Source organism: Notoacmeibacter sp. MSK16QG-6 (assembly GCF_024158145.1).
Taxonomy (GTDB): Bacteria; Pseudomonadota; Alphaproteobacteria; order Rhizobiales; family Rhizobiaceae; genus Notoacmeibacter.
On sequence record NZ_JAMYXM010000001.1, the window covers coordinates 509815 to 527289 of the forward strand.

15 protein-coding genes are annotated in these 17475 nt (G+C 61.2%); 2 read left to right on the top strand and 13 right to left on the bottom strand.

The window, feature by feature from the left end; all coding sequences use genetic code 11:
* Window positions 1-18: 18 nt before the first annotated feature.
* Window positions 19-1518, bottom strand: coding sequence for a CoA-acylating methylmalonate-semialdehyde dehydrogenase (locus NIM86_RS02490; RefSeq protein WP_253378824.1), 1500 nt, complete (start codon window positions 1516-1518; stop codon window positions 19-21).
* 97 nt (window positions 1519-1615) lie between these two features.
* On the opposite strand from NIM86_RS02490, the gene NIM86_RS02495 reads away from it, so the two are divergent.
* Window positions 1616-2518, top strand: coding sequence for a LysR family transcriptional regulator (locus NIM86_RS02495; RefSeq protein ID WP_253378826.1), 903 nt, complete (start codon window positions 1616-1618; stop codon window positions 2516-2518).
* Window positions 2519-2557: 39 nt separating this feature from the next.
* On the opposite strand, the gene NIM86_RS02500 is transcribed toward NIM86_RS02495, so the two are convergent.
* The 6 genes from NIM86_RS02500 to NIM86_RS02525 are packed head-to-tail and all read right to left on the bottom strand — an operon-like array spanning window position 2558 to window position 10133.
* Window positions 2558-3877 (bottom strand): MmgE/PrpD family protein, encoded by a 1320-nt coding sequence (locus tag NIM86_RS02500; RefSeq protein WP_253378827.1) that lies wholly within the window; start codon window positions 3875-3877, stop codon window positions 2558-2560.
* Window positions 3878-3885: 8 nt separating this feature from the next.
* Window positions 3886-5664: an acyl-CoA dehydrogenase family protein gene (locus NIM86_RS02505; protein ID WP_253378828.1), complete on the bottom strand. Its 1779-nt coding sequence runs from the start codon at window positions 5662-5664 to the stop codon at window positions 3886-3888.
* Window positions 5664-6299 (bottom strand): 3-oxoacid CoA-transferase subunit B, encoded by a 636-nt coding sequence (locus NIM86_RS02510; protein ID WP_253378829.1) that lies wholly within the window; start codon window positions 6297-6299, stop codon window positions 5664-5666. Before NIM86_RS02510 ends, NIM86_RS02505 begins: the two co-directional genes overlap by 1 nt.
* Window positions 6296-6961 (bottom strand): 3-oxoacid CoA-transferase subunit A, encoded by a 666-nt coding sequence (locus tag NIM86_RS02515; protein ID WP_253378831.1) that lies wholly within the window; start codon window positions 6959-6961, stop codon window positions 6296-6298. Before NIM86_RS02515 ends, NIM86_RS02510 begins: the two co-directional genes overlap by 4 nt.
* Window positions 6962-6976: 15 nt before the next feature.
* Window positions 6977-8950, bottom strand: coding sequence for a TRAP transporter fused permease subunit (locus tag NIM86_RS02520; RefSeq protein ID WP_253378832.1), 1974 nt, complete (start codon window positions 8948-8950; stop codon window positions 6977-6979).
* 52 nt (window positions 8951-9002) lie between these two features.
* Entirely contained in the window at window positions 9003-10133 is a 1131-nt protein-coding gene (locus tag NIM86_RS02525; RefSeq protein ID WP_253378833.1) for a TAXI family TRAP transporter solute-binding subunit, read from the bottom strand.
* Window positions 10134-10318: 185 nt separating this feature from the next.
* Here NIM86_RS02525 and NIM86_RS02530 point away from each other — a divergent pair, with 185 nt between their 5' ends.
* Window positions 10319-11245 carry a LysR family transcriptional regulator gene (locus NIM86_RS02530; protein ID WP_253378834.1) on the top strand — a complete coding sequence of 309 codons (927 nt, stop codon included), beginning with the start codon at window positions 10319-10321 and terminating at the stop codon, window positions 11243-11245.
* Window positions 11246-11284: 39 nt separating this feature from the next.
* Here NIM86_RS02530 and NIM86_RS02535 read toward each other — a convergent pair whose 3' ends face one another.
* Genes NIM86_RS02535 through NIM86_RS02560 form a run of 6 tightly spaced genes read right to left on the bottom strand, consistent with a single transcriptional unit; the run spans window position 11285 to window position 17393 of the window.
* On the bottom strand, window positions 11285-12148 hold the full coding sequence (locus NIM86_RS02535) for a MaoC/PaaZ C-terminal domain-containing protein (protein ID WP_253378836.1): 864 nt from the start codon (window positions 12146-12148) through the stop codon (window positions 11285-11287).
* On the bottom strand, window positions 12138-14255 hold the full coding sequence (locus NIM86_RS02540; protein WP_253378837.1) for an acetate--CoA ligase family protein: 2118 nt from the start codon (window positions 14253-14255) through the stop codon (window positions 12138-12140). The genes NIM86_RS02535 and NIM86_RS02540 overlap by 11 nt, the downstream gene beginning before the upstream one ends.
* Window positions 14252-15406: a thiolase gene (locus NIM86_RS02545; RefSeq protein WP_253378839.1), complete on the bottom strand. Its 1155-nt coding sequence runs from the start codon at window positions 15404-15406 to the stop codon at window positions 14252-14254. Before NIM86_RS02545 ends, NIM86_RS02540 begins: the two co-directional genes overlap by 4 nt.
* Complete coding sequence (locus NIM86_RS02550) at window positions 15403-15783, bottom strand: OB-fold domain-containing protein (protein ID WP_253378841.1); 381 nt, start codon at window positions 15781-15783, stop codon at window positions 15403-15405. The genes NIM86_RS02545 and NIM86_RS02550 overlap by 4 nt, the downstream gene beginning before the upstream one ends.
* A 21-nt stretch (window positions 15784-15804) precedes the next feature.
* The gene (locus NIM86_RS02555) at window positions 15805-16224 is read right to left on the bottom strand and encodes a PaaI family thioesterase (RefSeq protein WP_253378843.1); all 420 of its coding nucleotides are present in this window, start codon (window positions 16222-16224) and stop codon (window positions 15805-15807) included.
* Window positions 16221-17393, bottom strand: coding sequence for an acyl-CoA dehydrogenase family protein (locus tag NIM86_RS02560; protein WP_253378844.1), 1173 nt, complete (start codon window positions 17391-17393; stop codon window positions 16221-16223). The genes NIM86_RS02555 and NIM86_RS02560 overlap by 4 nt, the downstream gene beginning before the upstream one ends.
* Window positions 17394-17475 lie beyond the last annotated feature (82 nt).

Sequence of the window (17475 nt, forward strand, 5' to 3'; positions counted from 1 at the left end):
CTCCTCCGCCGTATGACGTCAGTTCATCGTCGGAATGACAAACTCCGCACCGTCCTTGATACCCGAAGGCCAGCGCGAGGTGATCGTCTTGGTCTTGGTGTAGAAGCGGAAGGCATCCGGCCCATGCTGGTTGAGATCGCCGAAGCCGGAGCGCTTCCAGCCGCCAAAGGTGTAATAGGCGAGCGGCACAGGGATCGGCACATTGATGCCGACCATGCCGACATTGATGCGCGAAGCGAAATCGCGGGCGGCATCGCCATCGCGGGTGTAGATCGCGACGCCATTGCCATATTCATGGCTCATCGTCAGATCGAGCGCCTCGTCATAGGTCTTCGCGCGGACGACCGACAGCACCGGCCCGAATATCTCTTCCCTGTAGATTGTCATGTCCTTGGTGACATTGTCGAACAGGCAACCGCCGATGAAGTAGCCGTCGTCATAGCCCTGCATGGAGAAATTGCGGCCATCGACGACCAGCTTGGCGCCTTCCTCGACGCCCTTGTCTACATAGGCCTTGACGCGCGCATGGGCTTCTTTCGTCACGAGCGGGCCGAAATCGGCATCGTCACCGGCCGTGTAGGGCGCAATCTTCAGGTTTTCGACCCGCGGCGTCAGCTTCTCCATCAGCCGGTTCGCGGTGTCCTCACCGACCGGCACGGCGACGGAGACCGCCATGCAGCGCTCGCCGGCAGCCCCATAGCCCGCGCCGACCAGCGCATCGACCGCCTGGTCCATATCGGCGTCCGGCATGATGAGCATATGATTTTTCGCGCCGCCGAAGCACTGGACACGCTTTCCGTTGGCGCAGCCACGCGTATAAACATATTCAGCGATGGGTGTGGAACCGACGAAGCCGACCGCCTGAATGTCCGGGTGATCCAGGATACCGTCGACCGCGCCCTTGTCGCCATTGACGACGTTGAGGATACCGGCGGGAAGGCCCGCTTCCATCATAAGCTCGGCGAGCATCATCGGCACGGACGGGTCGCGCTCGGACGGCTTCAGGATGAAGGCGTTGCCTGCCGCGATGGCCGGGCAGAACTTCCACATCGGTATCATGGCCGGGAAGTTGAACGGGGTGATGCCTGCAACCACGCCGAGCGGCTGGCGCATCGAATGAATGTCGATGCCGGGGCCGGCTCCTTCGCTGAACTCGCCCTTGAGAAGATGCGGCGCGCCGATGCAGAATTCGGCGACTTCGAGACCACGGATAACATCGCCCTTGGCGTCCGGCAGGGTCTTGCCATGCTCGCGCGACAGCGCCTCGGCAAGCTTGTCCATGTCGCGATGCAGGAGTTGAACGAATGCCATCAGGACCCGCGCGCGCTTCTGCGGATTGGTCGCCGCCCACTGTGGCTGCGCGGCCTTGGCGTTCTCGACTGCGGCGTTCAACTCATCGGCGGAAGCCAGCGCCACCTTGCCTTGGACCTCCCCCGTCGCCGGGTTGAAGATGTCGGCCATCCGGCCGCTTTTTCCCGCGACGGCCTCGCCACCGATGAAATGACCGATCTCGTACATATAACCCTCCTCTCAAAGTCCTCGCGGCAAATTTATGCGATTGATCGCGCAATGCCATGGTCTTGAGCACCCTTCCATTGTGCAATAATGCTCATGCATGAAGGGCTTCGACTGGAACGATCTACGTTATTTTCTTGCAGTGGCGCGCACGGGGCGGCTAACGGTGGCCGCTCAAAGGATCGGTACCGACCACGCCACGGTCAGCCGACGTGTGCGGGCACTGGAAACAGCATTGGGCGCGGATCTCTTCAACCGATCCCCGCGCGGTTATTCGCTGACGGACGCAGGCGAGCGGCTCCTGACACAGACCGAGACGATGGAAAGCGCCGCCGCGGCGATCCACAATGATCTGTCAGGTGAAAAATACGCTCTCAGTGGCGCGGTGCGTATCGGCGCGCCAGACGGGTTCGGCGCGTTTTTTCTGGCGCCGCATCTTGGAGAACTCAGCCGCCGCCACCCGCAACTCGAATTGCAAATTGTCGCGATGCCGCGGATCTTCAGCCTCTCCAAGCGCGAGGCCGATATCGCCATCGGTCTGGAGCGACCGGATAAAGGCCGGCTCTTCTCACGAAAACTGACCGATTACAGGCTGCATATCTACGCAGCACGCTCCTATCTGGCCGAAAACCCGCCAATCCGGGACCGCGACGATCTCGGCGCCCATCCGCTCATCGGCTATATCCCCGAATTGCTGTTCACGCCTCATCTGGACTATCTTAAAGAGGTGGGCGAAAGCCTTACGCCGCGCCTATCCAGTTCGAACCTCTTTGCTCAATTGGCCGCCACGCGAAGCGGCGCCGGCCTCTGCATCCTGCCAGATTTCATGGCGCGTTCCTCGCCTGACCTCGCGCCCGTTCTTGCCGAGGACATTGAGATCGTTCGCACCTTCTGGATCGTCGCCCATCTGGATGCGCGCGAATCCGCTCGGATTCAGACAGTGATCGGTTTCATCTCCGATCTGGTGAAAGCGCAACGCGAACTGTTCAGGCCCGGTTCATAAGCAAACGCACCGCCTGACGAAAAATCCGGCGTGTCAGCGCTACGAGGCGCTCATTCCGATTTGACCGATAAGCGCTGACAATCCGTTCGGCCCGTCAATCTTAGCGACCGTTTCCCATAAATCCGAAGCGTCTCTGTCGCCAAGCAGCGCCGAGGATTTGTGCCTAAGTCGCCGCTCGATTGCGTCGGGTTCCGTCTTCGACAGAATATCGTGATGAGCTGTTTGTTGTTCTCCGGCTTTCATTGTTACCGTCAAATGCGCTTCGGTGTCGGACAGCGCGTCGTCAGGGATGACCGTCACGCGATCGCGTAACGCAACAAGATCGGCGCGTGCGCAGGTCTCGTCGTTATAGACGTCCAGCGCAGCGGTATCGATCCCGGCCAGCGCCATCGCCGCTGTGAGGCGATAGCTGAATTTCGCCTGCAGGCCTGTCTGGGGCTCGGGCTGGTTGCAGACCGCCAACCAACGCGGATGAGTTCGGATTGCCACCGCCTCGACATCGCTGGCGTTCAACCCTTCGATAGTGAGTGACCGTGCCGCTTCCAGCATGGCGTGCAGGCCGTGGCAGCATGCGTGAAACTTGTAGGAGATGCCGGGAAACAGCCATTCGCGCCCCAGCGTATCGAAAGCAGCATCGTCGGCCACGCCGGCATGGGTCGGGCCGAAACCCTGCGGTCCCTCAATGGCGTCAGGCGTCGATTGTGCGCCTGCTTCGGCCAGCAAAGCGCAGGTCACGCCCACTTCTGCGGCGAAGCCTGCATTGAGCGGTTTGCCCATCGTGCCGAACTGGCTTTTCAGACCGGCAGCGCGGGTCGCGGTCAGGCACAGCGCTTGCATCATCCGGTCTTCATCGAGTCTTAGGATGCGGCCCGCAGCGGCTGCCGCTCCGAATGCGCCGGATGTACCGGTCTGGTGAAATCCTACCTCATAGTGCGACCGGCCCAGCCATGCGCCGATCCGGCAGGCGGTTTCCAGACCGACGCTCAAGGCATCGAGAAAGATCTTGCCATCAGCCTTCCGCGTCTCGGCCATCGCCAGAGTAGCCGGAACGATGGCGACGCTCGGATGGCCGATATGGCCGAAGTGGGTGTCGTCATAATCGAGCGCATGGCTTGTCGCACCGTTGGCCAGAGCGGCGGCACTGGCTGTCACCTGCCCGCCACCCAATAGGGTCGCGCCGTCCGGAGATGCTGCCGCGCTCATTGCCATCTCGCGAGCGGCGCGGGAAACGGGTTCGTTCCGCCCTGCCAGCCCGACCGTCGCCCAGTCGAATAGCGAAAAGCGTACGAAACGTTCAATGCGTTCATCGGCATCGATTGGGCTGGCGGCAAATGCGCCCAAGTTTTGCGCAATGGTCATACTTTTCCTCACTCGGCAGCCATGGCGGCATGGTTCGCATCGCGGCCCGCGCGTATCAGAAGGCCAGTCAGCCAGTCCGGTTCCGCCTCCGCAAGCGCAAGCGGGTCACGTGCGCCAAGCCGTTCGGTCAGCACCATGCCGGCCAGCCGGGCGCGATCCTTTGCGATGTCCGGCACCGTACCGGCAAGTTGGGCGCTCTCCCAGGCAAGGAAAGCCGCTGAGGTCACATTGTAAAGGGCGGTCGCAGCGCGTCTTGTTTCCACTTCGCAGGCCGGACCATCCGTTCGCGCGACTGCCAAGATCAGTTCGCCGGCACGGTTCAGCGCCGCGCCAATGGGCTCCTCCAGTTCTGCATCGACCGACTGAAGGCATGAGCGAAGATAGTTCGTCAACGCTTCAAGTGCGCCTTCCCGCCGCGCCGCGCGGGCCACATCTAGCGCGACGATATTGCTGGTGCCCTCCCAGATCGAACCAAGGTGGGCGTCGCGCAGCACCCGCGCATCGGACCATTCTTCGATGTAGCCGCAGCCGCCGCGCACCTCCATCGCGTCGCCGGTCACCTTGCGGGCATCGCGGCAGGCGCGAAATTTGACGAGCGGCGTCAGTATGCGCAGCACCTTCGCCATGGCCTCGTCGCCCTGATCCGCTGCATGCAGAACGCGGGCCGTCTGGAACACCATGCTCCGCGCCTGCTCGGTCGGCAGCAGCATCTTGACCAGTTGCCGACGCATCAGCGGCATATCGATCAGCAATTTGCCGAAGGCGGAACGGTGGCGAGCGATAAACAGCGCCTCGGACACCGAACGGCGCATCAGCCCCGCGCTCCGCACACCGTTGGCGAGGCGCGACATGTTGATCATGTCGGTCATCTGCCTGAAGCCCTGGCCCTCGTCGCCCACCAGATAAGCTTCCGCGCCTTCCAGGACGATCTCGCCAGATGCCATGGAGCGCGTACCCATCTTGTCCTTCAGCCGAACGATTCTATAGGCGTTCAATGTTCCGTCGGGGCGGTGGCGGGGCAGAAGAAATAGCGACAGACCTTTCGTTCCGGGACCTGCCCCTTCCGGACGGGCCAGCACCATCGCCAGCGCCGCGTCGGGGTTGGAGCAGAACCATTTGTCGCCGTAAAGTTTCCAGACGCCATCTTCCTGACGGGAAATGGTTTCGACCGCGCCGACGTCGGAGCCGGCCGCCTGCTCCGTCATGAACATCGCGCCCTGATAAAGCTCGTCCATGTCCTGACTGGTCAAACGATCGACATAGCGGCCGATCAATTCTTCGGAGCCGAATTTGCGTAATGTGCGCGTCAGCGAATCCGTCATGCTGAGCGGGCAGCACAGACCGAACTCCGCCTGCACGAACAGATAGACCAACGCGTATTTCGCCATGGGATGCAGCGGGCCGTTCTGTTCGAACACGCCGCCGCGATGCGACATTGCCGCCAGACCGAATTCGGAAAAGGCGATACGCTCCATCTCCTCATAGGCAGGATGTTTCTCGACCCGCTGGCAGGGCTCGCCCGTGCGGTCGCGCAGGGTCAGGGTCGGCGGATTCTTGTCCGCCGTCAGCGCAAGGCGCTCCAGCCGGTCGCCAACGAGTTCGCCCAGGGAGTCGAGCTGCGGTTCGAGAACGGAGCGAAGCGCTTCCGGCAGATAGATCGACAACAACGCCGCGAAAGCCGGATCGGCGCGGTAGACATTGTTGCCACGGCTGTCCGGCACATGGCTTTGGACCGGCGGATTCGTCGCGCGCTGGCCGTTCTCGGGTGCTGTCTCAATCCGTCCCATCAGGTCAGAATTTTCGCCTCCGTGACAGCCTGAACTTCATCGAGACTGTTGCCGTCGGTCAGTTCAACGAGACGAAAGCCTTCGGGCGTCACGTCGAGCACGGTCAGGTCGGTATAGACTCGGCTGACGACACCGAGGCCGGTCAGCGGATAAGTGCATTGCTTCAGTAGTTTGGGGCCGCCATCGCGATTGACGTGCTTCATCATGACGAACACTGTCGGCACGCCGACGACGAGGTCCATCGCACCGCCAACAGCGGGCGGAAACTTCTCGTCCAATGTCGCCCAGTTGGCCAGATCGCCATTTTCCGCCACCTGATAGGCGCCGAGGACGGCGATATCGATATGGCCGCCGCGCATCATGGCGAAACTGTCTGAATGTTCGAAAAACGACGCACCGGCGGCAGTGGTGATGTAGCGTTTGCTGGCGTCGATCAGTTCGACGTCTTCCTCGCCCGCATTCGGTGTCGGACCGACGCCGAGAATGCCGTTTTCGGAATGATAGATGACCTCCCGTCCCTCCGGCACATGACCCGAAACATGGGTCGGCTTGCCGATGCCGAGATTGACATAAGCGCCATCGGGAATGTCCTGCGCCACACGGGCGGCGAGTTGGCTGTCGGTCAGGGACTTCATGGCCGCACCCCGTATTCCACCACGCTCTGAACGAAGATGCCCGGCGTCACGACTGCTTCAGGATCGAGCGGCTCGTCGGATAGATATCTTACTTCGGCGATGGTGCGCTTCGCGGCGGACGCCATGACCGGGTTGAAGTTACGGGCCGTGGCATGGAAGCTCAGATTTCCCCATTTGTCGCCGCGCTCAGCCCGCAGCAGGGCAAAATCGGCGTGGAGCGGTGCTTCCAGTACATAACCGCGCCCATCAATGATCCGGGTTTCCTTGCCTTCGGCGAGCAGCGTGCCATAGGCCGTCGGCGTTAGAAAGCCGCCGAGACCCGCGCCCGCCGCGCGGATGCGTTCGGCCAAAGTGCCTTGCGGGACCACTTCCAGCTCAATTTCACCCGCCTCGTAGCGCCGTTCGAACCAGACCGAACCGGGCGAGCGGGGATAGGAGCAGATCACCTTGGCGACCATACCGGCTTTGAGAAGCTTGGCGATACCGGTTTCGCCGGCGCCGGCATTGTTGGATATGACCGTCAGCCCGGCCACACCGGTTTCCAGTAACGCATCGATTAGTCCGAAGGGTATGCCAGACGATCCGAAGCCTCCGATCATCACGGACGCGCCATCGCCGATAGGCGCGACAGCGTTCGCCAAATCCGCAACGCTTTTATCCATACGCGTTTTCGTTTCCTATGTCTGCGTCGCGCTCTTGCGCGACCCGATCCCGTAATTGACGGCGATCACCGCAGCGAGCACGCCTCCGCCAACCAGGCTGGTCGTCAATTCGGGGAAAATGATGAGGATGCCGCCAATCCCGAATGCGAGCCGGCTTAGAACGCCAATCCGTCCCACCTTGTAGATCCATCCTTCGAAGGCGGACGTTATGGCCCAGATCGCGACCAGCGTGATCGCGACGCGTTCGATGATTTCGAGCCAGGTGCCATGCATGATCAGCGCCGGGTCGTAGACGAAGATGAATGGCAGAATGAACAGCGGCATGCCGAGACGCATGGCGTTGAAACCGGTCTGCATGGGTTTCGAGCCAGCGACATTCGCAGCCGTGATGGCGGCAAGCGCAACTGGCGGCGTGATGTAGGACAGCATGCCCCAATAGAGAATGAAGAGGTGGCTGGCGATCGGGTTCAGGCCAGCCTGCACGAGCGCCGGGGCCAGGAGGATCGACAGAAAGATGTAACAGGCTGTGACGGTCATACCCATGCCAAGCACAAAGCTCGTCACCGCTCCGGCAACCAGCATCAGAGCCGTGTTGCCGCCGGCGTAGAGCAAGAGTTCGCGCGAGAACGCTCCAGCAACGCCAGTATAGGACAGACCACCGATCACGAGTCCAATGCCGGCAAGGACAGCGACAAGGGCCGCGACATTGCCGGCAATATCGATCAGAAGCCCTTTTGCGCGGCTAAGGGTCATGCGGGTTTCCTTGCGGAAACTCGTCGCGACCAGCATCACCAGCGACGCATAATAGGGCGAGCGCGCTTCCATGCGCAGACCCATCAGGACGAAGATCAGGACGGCAAGGCTGAGAAGGTAGGGCCAGCCCATCTTGAGCACCGGCCAGATAGGGGGAATTTCGCTGCGCGGCAGCCCCTCCAGCCCACGGCGGGCGGCGTACATATCCACCTGGAAAAGCAGCGCAACGTAGAAAAGAAGCGCTGGGATGATCGCGGCGATCACGATGGTCGAATATTGAACGCCCAGGAACGACGCCATGACGAAGGCGACCGTTCCCATGACCGGCGGCATCAGGGTCGCGCCGGTGGACGCACAGGCTTCGATAGCGGCTGCGTAATTGGCCGAATACCCGACTCTGCGCATCGTCGGGATCGAAAATGGGCCGGATGTCAGAATGTTGGAAATCACGCTGCCCGAAAGCGATCCGAGAATTCCCGATCCCATCACGGCCACCTTGGCGGGACCGCCCCGGCTATGTCCGAGCAGGGCCGACGCCAGTTCCATGAAGAAGTCGCTGCCCTTGGTCGCGACCAACACCGAGCCGAATATGACGAAACCGATGACCAGTTCGGCCACGACCTGCATCGGAATGCCGATGATCGACTCGACACCGAGCACATGGGCGCGGATCGTGCCGATCAGCGAATATTGCGTGCCCCAGAGAAAACCCGGCATATAGTCCGCGTAGAGGGGATAGGTGCCGAACAGAACTGCCGTAAAAAGCAGGATCGGCCCGCCGGCACGGCGCACACCCTCCAGCACCAGAACAATAAGGATGGCCGCCATAATGTCGGCGGTTAGCGGCGCGTCGTATTCCCAACCCCGCTGAATGATGTCGAGGCCGTGAAAGCCGAGCCATCCGCCCGTGACCAGTGCGGCAATAGCAAGGCCGCCATCCAGCCACCAGAAACGGTCAGGGTGGGTCGGACTGAGTGGCAGGGTCAGAAAGGCCAGCGCCAGGAAGATGCCGATGAGATAATAGAGGTAAGCATTACCGAGCGGCTGAAATCCGAAAATGTTCAGGAGAAATTGCTGATTGATGGCCAGCGCCACGCCAATCGCGCCAAGCGCCATGATGACGATACGGACGGCGAGAGGCCGAGTCGGATCGACCGGTTTATCGAGAGGCGGCGCGACAGCCGCTGGTCCTTCTATCCTGTCTTCGGAAGCCATCGCCATGTCCTGATCTGCCAAGAATGGCTCCCCGGTGCGATCACGCCAACGGGGAGCCAAAGGAGCGTTCGGCTCAGTTCAGGCCAGCGGCAACCTCAGCACGCTTCGCCATCCAGGCTTCGGCGTATTCGTCTTCGCCCATGCTCTCGTTTTGCGATTTGAACTCGTCCCAGGCTTTCGCCATCGCGTCCATTCGTTCGATGCGCTTCTGGTTCCAGGACTCGTCCTCGTCGGTCCAGATGCCCTTTTCCTTGAGATAACGAACGGCTCCTTCGTGGAATGGCACGTCGATAGCCGGTTTACCGGACATATCGAGCGACCACCGCTTCATCGCGGCTGTGCCGTCCTTGTAAAGGTCGTAAGTTTCGTCCAGCGCCTTGATGAAGGCATAAACTTCATCGGCCGATTTCTCGGCGGTCGTCGTAATGACCGGATAGCGATAGGCAGCCATTTTGGCGATCTCGCCTTCCGGAAGGCCCGCCGCAACGTCCTCATCGGAAGGCGCCATGATCGGCAGAACCTTCAGGAGCTTGTCCCAGCCCTCCTTGTTGTCCGCCTCCAGAGGGGCGTACTGGATTCCACGTGGACTTTCGGCCAGCTCATACAACTGGCTGGTGGTCGGCGTGGTGCAGGTAGCGTCGGATTCGTTGCGCGTCATCGAGGACATCGCAGCCGAATATGTGGGAAAGGTTATGACCTCGACATCGTCCAGCGTAAGACCGCCGAAAGCGAGAATGGCCTCGCACTTCACATTCACCGAGGGATTGCCGGCCACGAAGGCGATCCGCTTTCCGCGTGCATCCTCGACCGTGTTGATCCCGGCATCGCCTGCGGCAATCAGCGTAATGCCTGCCGGACGACCGGCGACGGCCCTCAGATTGCGCGGACCCCAATCCGGTTTGGCGAAATCGAACGCCCCTTCGGCGACGAAGAAGGCCTCAGTCGCGAGAAACGCGTAATCGGCCCGACCCTGCAAAAGAGGTTGCAGACGACCGATACCGCTGCCCGATGGCTGGATGCGGACGCGGGTTCCAAACTCCTTGCCGAACGCATCGGCAATGGCCGACGCTTCCGCATATCCCGCCGAGCCGACGTCATAAGACGTCCAGACCATAGTATTCGGCAGGTCCTGAGCGCTCGCCGAGACCATCGACAGCGCCATGAGGCCGGCAAGCGCCGTCCCGAAACGAATTCTGGTATCCATAGTGATCCTCCTCATTCGTGAAAGTCCGTCCAGCCAGGCCGATCCTCCTCCGGCCTCAGGCCCGCCCATGCGCCTGAACGGCGATTATAGAACAGAAAACGTCTTTCTCCATAGAGAATAGTGAGGCATTGGCAGACATAATTCAAATGCATTATAGACATAACAGCGATACAACCGAGGCATGAATGGAATTCCGGCAACTTCGCAATTTCATCTATATCGTCGAACTGAGCAGCATCACCGCAGCAGCGGAGCGCCTGAACATCGCTCAGCCGGCCCTAAGCCGACAGGTCAAGACGCTGGAGTCGGAGTTGAACGTCCCGCTATTGCGCCGGCATGGGCGCGGCGTGATGCCGACTGAAGAAGGTATTCGTCTGGCGAACCGGGCAAAGGCCATCCTGGACGATCTGGAAGATCTGGCCGCCGACATTTCAGGACATCAGGCGCCGCTCAATGGCACTGTTACCCTTGGGCTGCCGCCAACCGTATCGGAAATTCTGGCCACTCATCTGATCGAGCGGACGATGGAGACTTATCCGGAGGTCAAACTGCGCATCGTTTCCGGTTTCAGCGGTCATGTTCAGGACTGGCTCATGCGCGGCAAGATCGATCTGGGCGTTGCGTATGAGGGGCAGAAATCGCCTTCGATCAAAGCCCAGCCCATTATCGTCGAACAATTGTTTCTGATCCAGTCCGCCAAAACGGCCGGCGCAGGGGACGGCACGCCCATCTCGACACGCAAAGCGCTGCAAGAACCGCTTATTCTCCCAAACCCCGAACATGGGCTGCGTGGTCGCGTCGAGAGCATCGCTCATGACGCGCGGATCGATCTGAATGTCGTGCTCGAAATCGATATTTTACCGACGATGCTGGACTTCGTCGGGCGGGGCCTTGGCAGCACAATTCTGCCGCTCGTCAGCGTCGCCCCCGATATAAGCGCCGGTCGTCTCGTTGCCCGCCCGATGAAGCGGCCAACCATCAACCGCACCCTTGTTCTGATGACGCCGCTCAACCATCCAGGATCGCGCCTGACAAACAGCTTCGCCGAGTTTTTGACGGCGGAGGTTCAGAACATGGTGACGTCCGGCCAATGGCCCGGCACAACGCTCTAGCTCGACATCGTCGAGGCTTACGCGGTGAGTACGAAACGTTCAGGCTGAGCTTATCTTTTGGAAAAGCCCGTTCCCGATCACGATCTTGTCACGCTCGACAGCACGCGTGCGAAATGAGCCATCGTTCCACATTTCGGTACGCAGCGTCTCACCCGGAAAGACGTGTGACGTGAATCGGGCATCCATCGATCCGAAGAGCTCGGAGTTGTAGTCGCAAAATACAGCCAGCAGAGCATGAGCCGCGCAGCCGAAGCTGCAAAGGCCATGTAAAATGGGACGCTCGAAGCCAACCTTCATGGCGACGCGTGGATCGAGATGCAGCGGGTTTGGATCGGCGTTCCAGCGATAGTAGAGCGCCTGTTCCGGCCGCGTCTTCGTTTCAAATATTCGATCCGGCTCGGTATCGGGCAGTTGATGAGGCTGCCTGACCGTCCCGCTCGGGCCGCCAAAGCCGCCATCGCCGCGCAGAAAGGTCGTTCCACGGCACGTCGCGAGATGTGTTCCGCTATCGGCGTCGCGCACCTGCTTTTCATAATAGAGCAGCGCGCCCTTGCCCTCCCCCTTATCGATGAGGCCGGTCACGCGGGTCTTGGCGGTCACCGTTCCTTTAAGCGGGACCGGACGGTGGATCGTCATGCCCTGCTCGCCGTGCACGATCCTGACAGCATCGACGCCGGTTGCCGGATCGCTCAGCCAGAAGCCCGGATGGCCCAGCACGTTGACGATGGCTGGCATGACGCGGCGATCATCGGCCAGCGCGCCCACAAAAGCGAGTTGGCGCAAATCCATCGGGTCCTGTCCGAGACCGACCGAAAGGCCGTAACGCGCCACCTCTTCCGGACCGTAGGTCTGGCGGACTTCCGGAATGTCGAAATTCATCAGACGATTATAGTCAATCGGCACCGTCCTCGCCCTCCTGCTCGGCCAGTTCAATAACCGCATCGAGGGCATACGCGCCCTGCCCTTCCGGCATCGCCATGACAGGATTGAGGTCGATGGATTTAAGGCGATCTCCCGCAGACGCGGCGAAAACCGCAATCCGCGAAAGCATTTGCGCCAGAGCATCGATATCGGCTGGCGGTCGGCCCCGCGCGCCCTGCAATATGGCGGCGCCCCTGATCGACAGGATCATCTCACGCGCGGCTTCTGGACCGAACGGACAGGCTTTGACAGCCACATCGTTGAGCAGTTCAACGAAGATTCCGCCGAGACCAAAAACGGCTACGGGGCCAAAGGCGGGATCGCAATTGACGCCCATCAGGCACTCGACGCCGCCTGACAATTGCTTGGCGACAAGAACGCCGTTGATGGCAGCGTCCGGGGCGTCGCTTTTTACGGCGTCGAGGATCGCGTCATGCGCTGCCCGAACCCCTCCGGCATCGCCGAGATTGAGCCGTACCGCACCTATATCGGATTTGTGGAGAATGTCCGGTGACAGGATTTTCAGGACGACCGGATAGCCCAAATCCTCGGCGGCCCTCACGGCTTCTTCGGCGTCGTGGACAGCAAGTTCGGGCGCGCCGGCAATGCCGGCCTCGGCGAGAATGGCCTTGGCAGCGGCTTCGTCCGGGCTGGCAGGTGGGAGAGTTACGGAAATCGGCGCAGGCCGAACTGGCCTCGCCTCGGCGCCGATTGCACCCAGACGCAGAACCGCATCAAGCGCGCGTACCGCGCGACAGGGGTCGTTGAAAATCAGGATACCGGCGTCATCGTAGCGGCTCAGAATTTTTGAAGCACCGAGTGCGCAGAATGCGATAATCCGGTCTGGATAAGCCTCACGGAGCGGCGCTATCGCCTTCAATATCGCGTCCGACATCGCTTCGCTGCCGGCGACGTAGGTGAGAAAGCAAAGAACGGCGCCATATCCGCCATCCTCCAGCGCCGTATGGGTGAAGCTTTCCAGGAGGGATGGATCGTTCAGCGCCTGCGCAGTGCAGTCCAGCGGATTGACTGCCGATGAGTATGGCAGCAATTCCTTGAGCCTTGTCTGTGCCTCATCCGGCATTGGCGGCATCGGCAAACCGACGCGCTCGGCCTCATCGCTCGCAACAATGCCCGCGCCCCCGCTGACCGTGATGATGCCGAGCGAGTGGCGCGTGGGGAAAACCGTTTTGGAGGCTGCATAGGCGATATCCATCATGGTTTCGGGATCGCGCAGCATGATCGCGCCGTGGGCCGAAAGGACCGCATCGGCTACCACTGCATCGCCGGTGAGCGAGGCCGTATGCGACGCTGCGGCCTGCGCGCCGACCGCCGAGCGGCCAGACTTCAGCGCGAGGACCGGTTTGCCGGCGTCGCGCGCTATATCCAGCGCCTCCAATAGAGCCGGGGCATCGTTGATGGCCTCCATGTAGGTGCAGATCACATCGGTCGTTTCGCTTTCGGCCATCCAGCGGATGGCGTCGGCGACGGTGATGTCCGCTTCATTGCCAGTTGTGATGAGCACCGAGCAGCCCAGCCCCCTGTCGCGAGCGAGCGCGCCGAGATGGGCGCCGAATGCGCCGGACTGGCTTGCGATGCCTATATTGCCCGGTTTCGGGTAGCCGGTGTCGAGAGAAGAAGAGAAGGTGCCATAATAGCCGATGTCGACATTATAGACGCCGAGCGTATTAGGCCCGAGGAGTCGCATGCCGTGCCGACCGGCGATGGCCAATAGATCACGCTGCGCCGCTTCGCCTTCCGCACCGGTCTCGGCAAAACCTGCGGAAAACAGCGTCGCGGCCATGCAGCCCTTTTGCCCCAAGGCTTCGATGGTCTCTGGCACGAGCTTTGCCGGCACCGCTATCAGCGCCGCCTCCGGCGCTTCCGGCAAAGCATCGATACCGGCATAGCAAGGCAGGCCCTGAATGGCGTCCCGCTTTGGATTGACCGGAAAAATACGCCCTCCATAACCCGCATGGAGCATCGCCGCGATGGGCCGTCCGCCGATGCGGGTGACATCGTTCGTTGCGCCGACGACGGCGACCGAACGCGGCGCGACCAACCCATCGATATGCGGCAGGGTCGTCATAGCGTCGCTTCCGACCCCAAGATCGCCGTACACTGGCTGGACAGCGTGCCACCATTGCCGTGGCAGAGCGCCAGTTCGCAGTCTTCGATCTGCCGCTCGCCCGCCTCGCCCCGGATCTGAGCAACTGCTTCGGCGATGAGAAAAAGTCCGTACATGCCGGGATGCACGCAGGAAAGACCGCCGCCATTGGTGTTGACCGCCAATTCGCCACCCGGCGCGATCCGCCCGTCCTCGACAAAGCGGCCGCCCTCTCCCTTCGGGCAGAAACCGAGATCTTCCAGGAACAGGATCGTGTTGATGGTGAAAGCGTCGTAGAGCATGACGAGGTCGAGTTCGTCACGTCCAGCCTTCGCCATCTCAAGCGCACGCTGGCCGCTATCGGTCGCGGCAGTGACGGTGAGGTCGGGCATGGCAACGATGGAGCGATGATAATTCGCCGCGCCCGCACCGAGAAAATAGACTGGTTTTTCGCAGAGATCCTTCGCCCGGTCCGCCCTGACAAGAACACATGCTGCTGCGCCATCGGTCACGAGGCAGCAATCGGCTTTCGATAGAGGATCGGAGACCATCCGCGCGGAGAGGACCTCATCCTTCGTCAAAGGCCCACGCGCAAACGCTTCCGGGTTGAGATTGGCCCAGCCCCGCGCCGCCAGCGCCACATCGGCCAATTGCTCGCGTGTGGTGCCGAATTGCGCCATATGCCGGCTGGCCGCCAGTGCATAGGCTGTGATCGGATGACGCGGCCTATAAGGCATTTCGTGCCATTGCGGCTCGCTCATGGAAACCAGTTTGCCGCCGGCTGTCCGCTGGTTCGAACCGTAGCAGACCAGCGCCGCATCGCAGAGCCCCGCGTCGAGCGCAAGCGTCGCCTGCAGCAAATGCAATTCGAAGCTCGAGCCGCCCACATTTGTTCCATCGAAGAAGCGCGGTGTCAGACCGAGATATTCGACGACGCTCATGGTGGGAAAAGCGTGACTGCTGGTCGCGGCGAAAACGCCATCGATATCCTGCAGCTTCAGCCCTGCTTCCCCGACCGCCGCGATGGCCGCCTGTCCCAGCAATTCCATGGCGGAGAAGCCGGGCGCTTCGCCCACTCCCGCAGTCGCCATTCCGACAATCGCCGATTTGCCCCGCATTGACCGCTCGCTCATGCCGCATCCTCCGCCGCCAGATCGAAAACGACGCGCGGGCCGTCCTCCGCCTGCTCGATACGTGCCTTCACCCGCGCTCCGATTTCGGCGGTTTCGACTTCCGGCAGGGTGGACATCATGCGTACGCCCTCATCCAGATCGATCAGCGCAACGTTCCACGATCCTTTACGAGATCGATTGATCGTGATCGCGTAGATCGTGCCGCCACCTGACGCCTCGACCCATTCCAGATCGGTGGCGCCGGACGGTGTCGTGACGCGCGGCCAGAATACATATTCTCCGGTGCTTCCGGCCCGTTGGAGCATGAAGCGGCCCTCGGCCAGGAAGGCTTCGTAATTGGCCTGCGGTCCGGCTTCGTCTCTTTCGATCTCACTCACCTCACTCCTCCGATTTTCCGCTCAATCTTTCCAACCCAGGAACAGGTGGGTTTGCGAGGTCACGCCTACGGTCTTGCCGTCGTCGCGTGCTATCGTGACCTGAAGAACCAGCGTCGCACGACCGACATGAAGCGCCTCACAACGGGCGGTGAGCGTGTCGCCCACCCTCGCCGGCCGAATGAAGTTCGTCTTGGCTTCGACAGTGGTGTTGGAGATGTCGACCGGGCTGTTGATGAAGGCGCAGGTGCCCGCCGCGGTATCCGCCAGCGTCATCAACGCGCCGCCGTGCAGAACACCGTTGCGGTTCGCCATCTCTTCGGTGACGATCATCCGGCAGACCACTTCTTCGGGTACGCATTTGGTCACTTGAATGCCGAGATGTTCCGAAAAATTCGAAGGCGGCGGCATCTCGTCCAGGCTGCGTGTCGGCCGATCGCTCATCTGCAATCGGCCCGCTGCGCGAGCGTCCGGCGCGCGATGACGAGCTGCTGGATCTGGCTCGTGCCTTCGTAGATGCGCAGCAGGCGAATGTCGCGGTACAGCCGTTCGATGTCGTATTCGGCCATATAGCCTGCGCCGCCATGGATCTGCAGGGCGCGGTCGGCAATGCGCCCGGCGGCCTCCGTACAGAAATATTTGGTGCAGGACGCCTCGATGATGGCCTTTCCATCTCGGTCAAAGGTCTCGGCGCTCGCGCGGACGAGGGCGCGGGCGGCATGCAATTCCGCCTGGCAGTCGGCCAAAAGCCCTTGGACGAGTTGGTGCTCGCCGATCGGCTTGCCGAACTGCTTGCGCTCCAATGCGTAGTCGGTCGCGATATCCAGCATCCGCTGGCTCTGACCGACCGCCATCGCGCCGACATGGATGCGGCCGCGATCCAGAACCTTCATCGCCGTCCTGAATCCCTGATTGAGCCGGTCCAACCCGCCGAGGATTGCCTCCTCCGGCACTCGGACATCGTCAAAGATCACGTCCGATGTCTTGGTGCCCCGCTGGCCCATCTTGCGGTCCGGCGTTGCCACGGTGATGCCGGGCGTATCCGCCGGGACGATGAATGCCGAAACGCCATCGGCGCCCGGCTTGTCAGGGTCGGTACGCGCAAAAACAGTAAAGACGCCGGCACGAACCGCGTTTGTGATGTAGCGTTTGGTGCCGTTGATGACGAAATCGGAACCGTTCCGCCGCGCCAATGTCCTGATGCCGCCTGCGTCGGAACCGTTATCCGGCTCGGTCAGAGCGAATGAGGCGATGATATCGCCGCTTGCGATCCCCGGAAGCCATTCCTGCTTCTGGTCAGGCGTGCCGTCCATGACGATACCCTGCGCGCCGATCCCGACATTGGTGCCGATCAGCGAACGAAAAGTCAGAGAGGCGTAACAAAGCGTTTCGATGAGACGCGCCTCTTGCGGGACGTTGAGACCGATGCCGCCGAACTCTTCCGGTGTGGAGAGACCGAACAGACCCATCTCCTTCATTTCCGCAATGATTTCGTCGGGAACAGCGTCTTCCTCTTCTACGCGACGCTCGGCGGGAATGAGGCGTTCACGTGCGAAACGGCCGACCGTCTCGACCAGCTGTTCAAAGACATCGCTATCCACGCCGCGCGTCATCTTTTATTCCTCCCCGTGAACGTATTCACCGGCTCTTGCCCTAGCAAAGTCATTCTTTATAGTAAATGCAATTCTGTCAGAG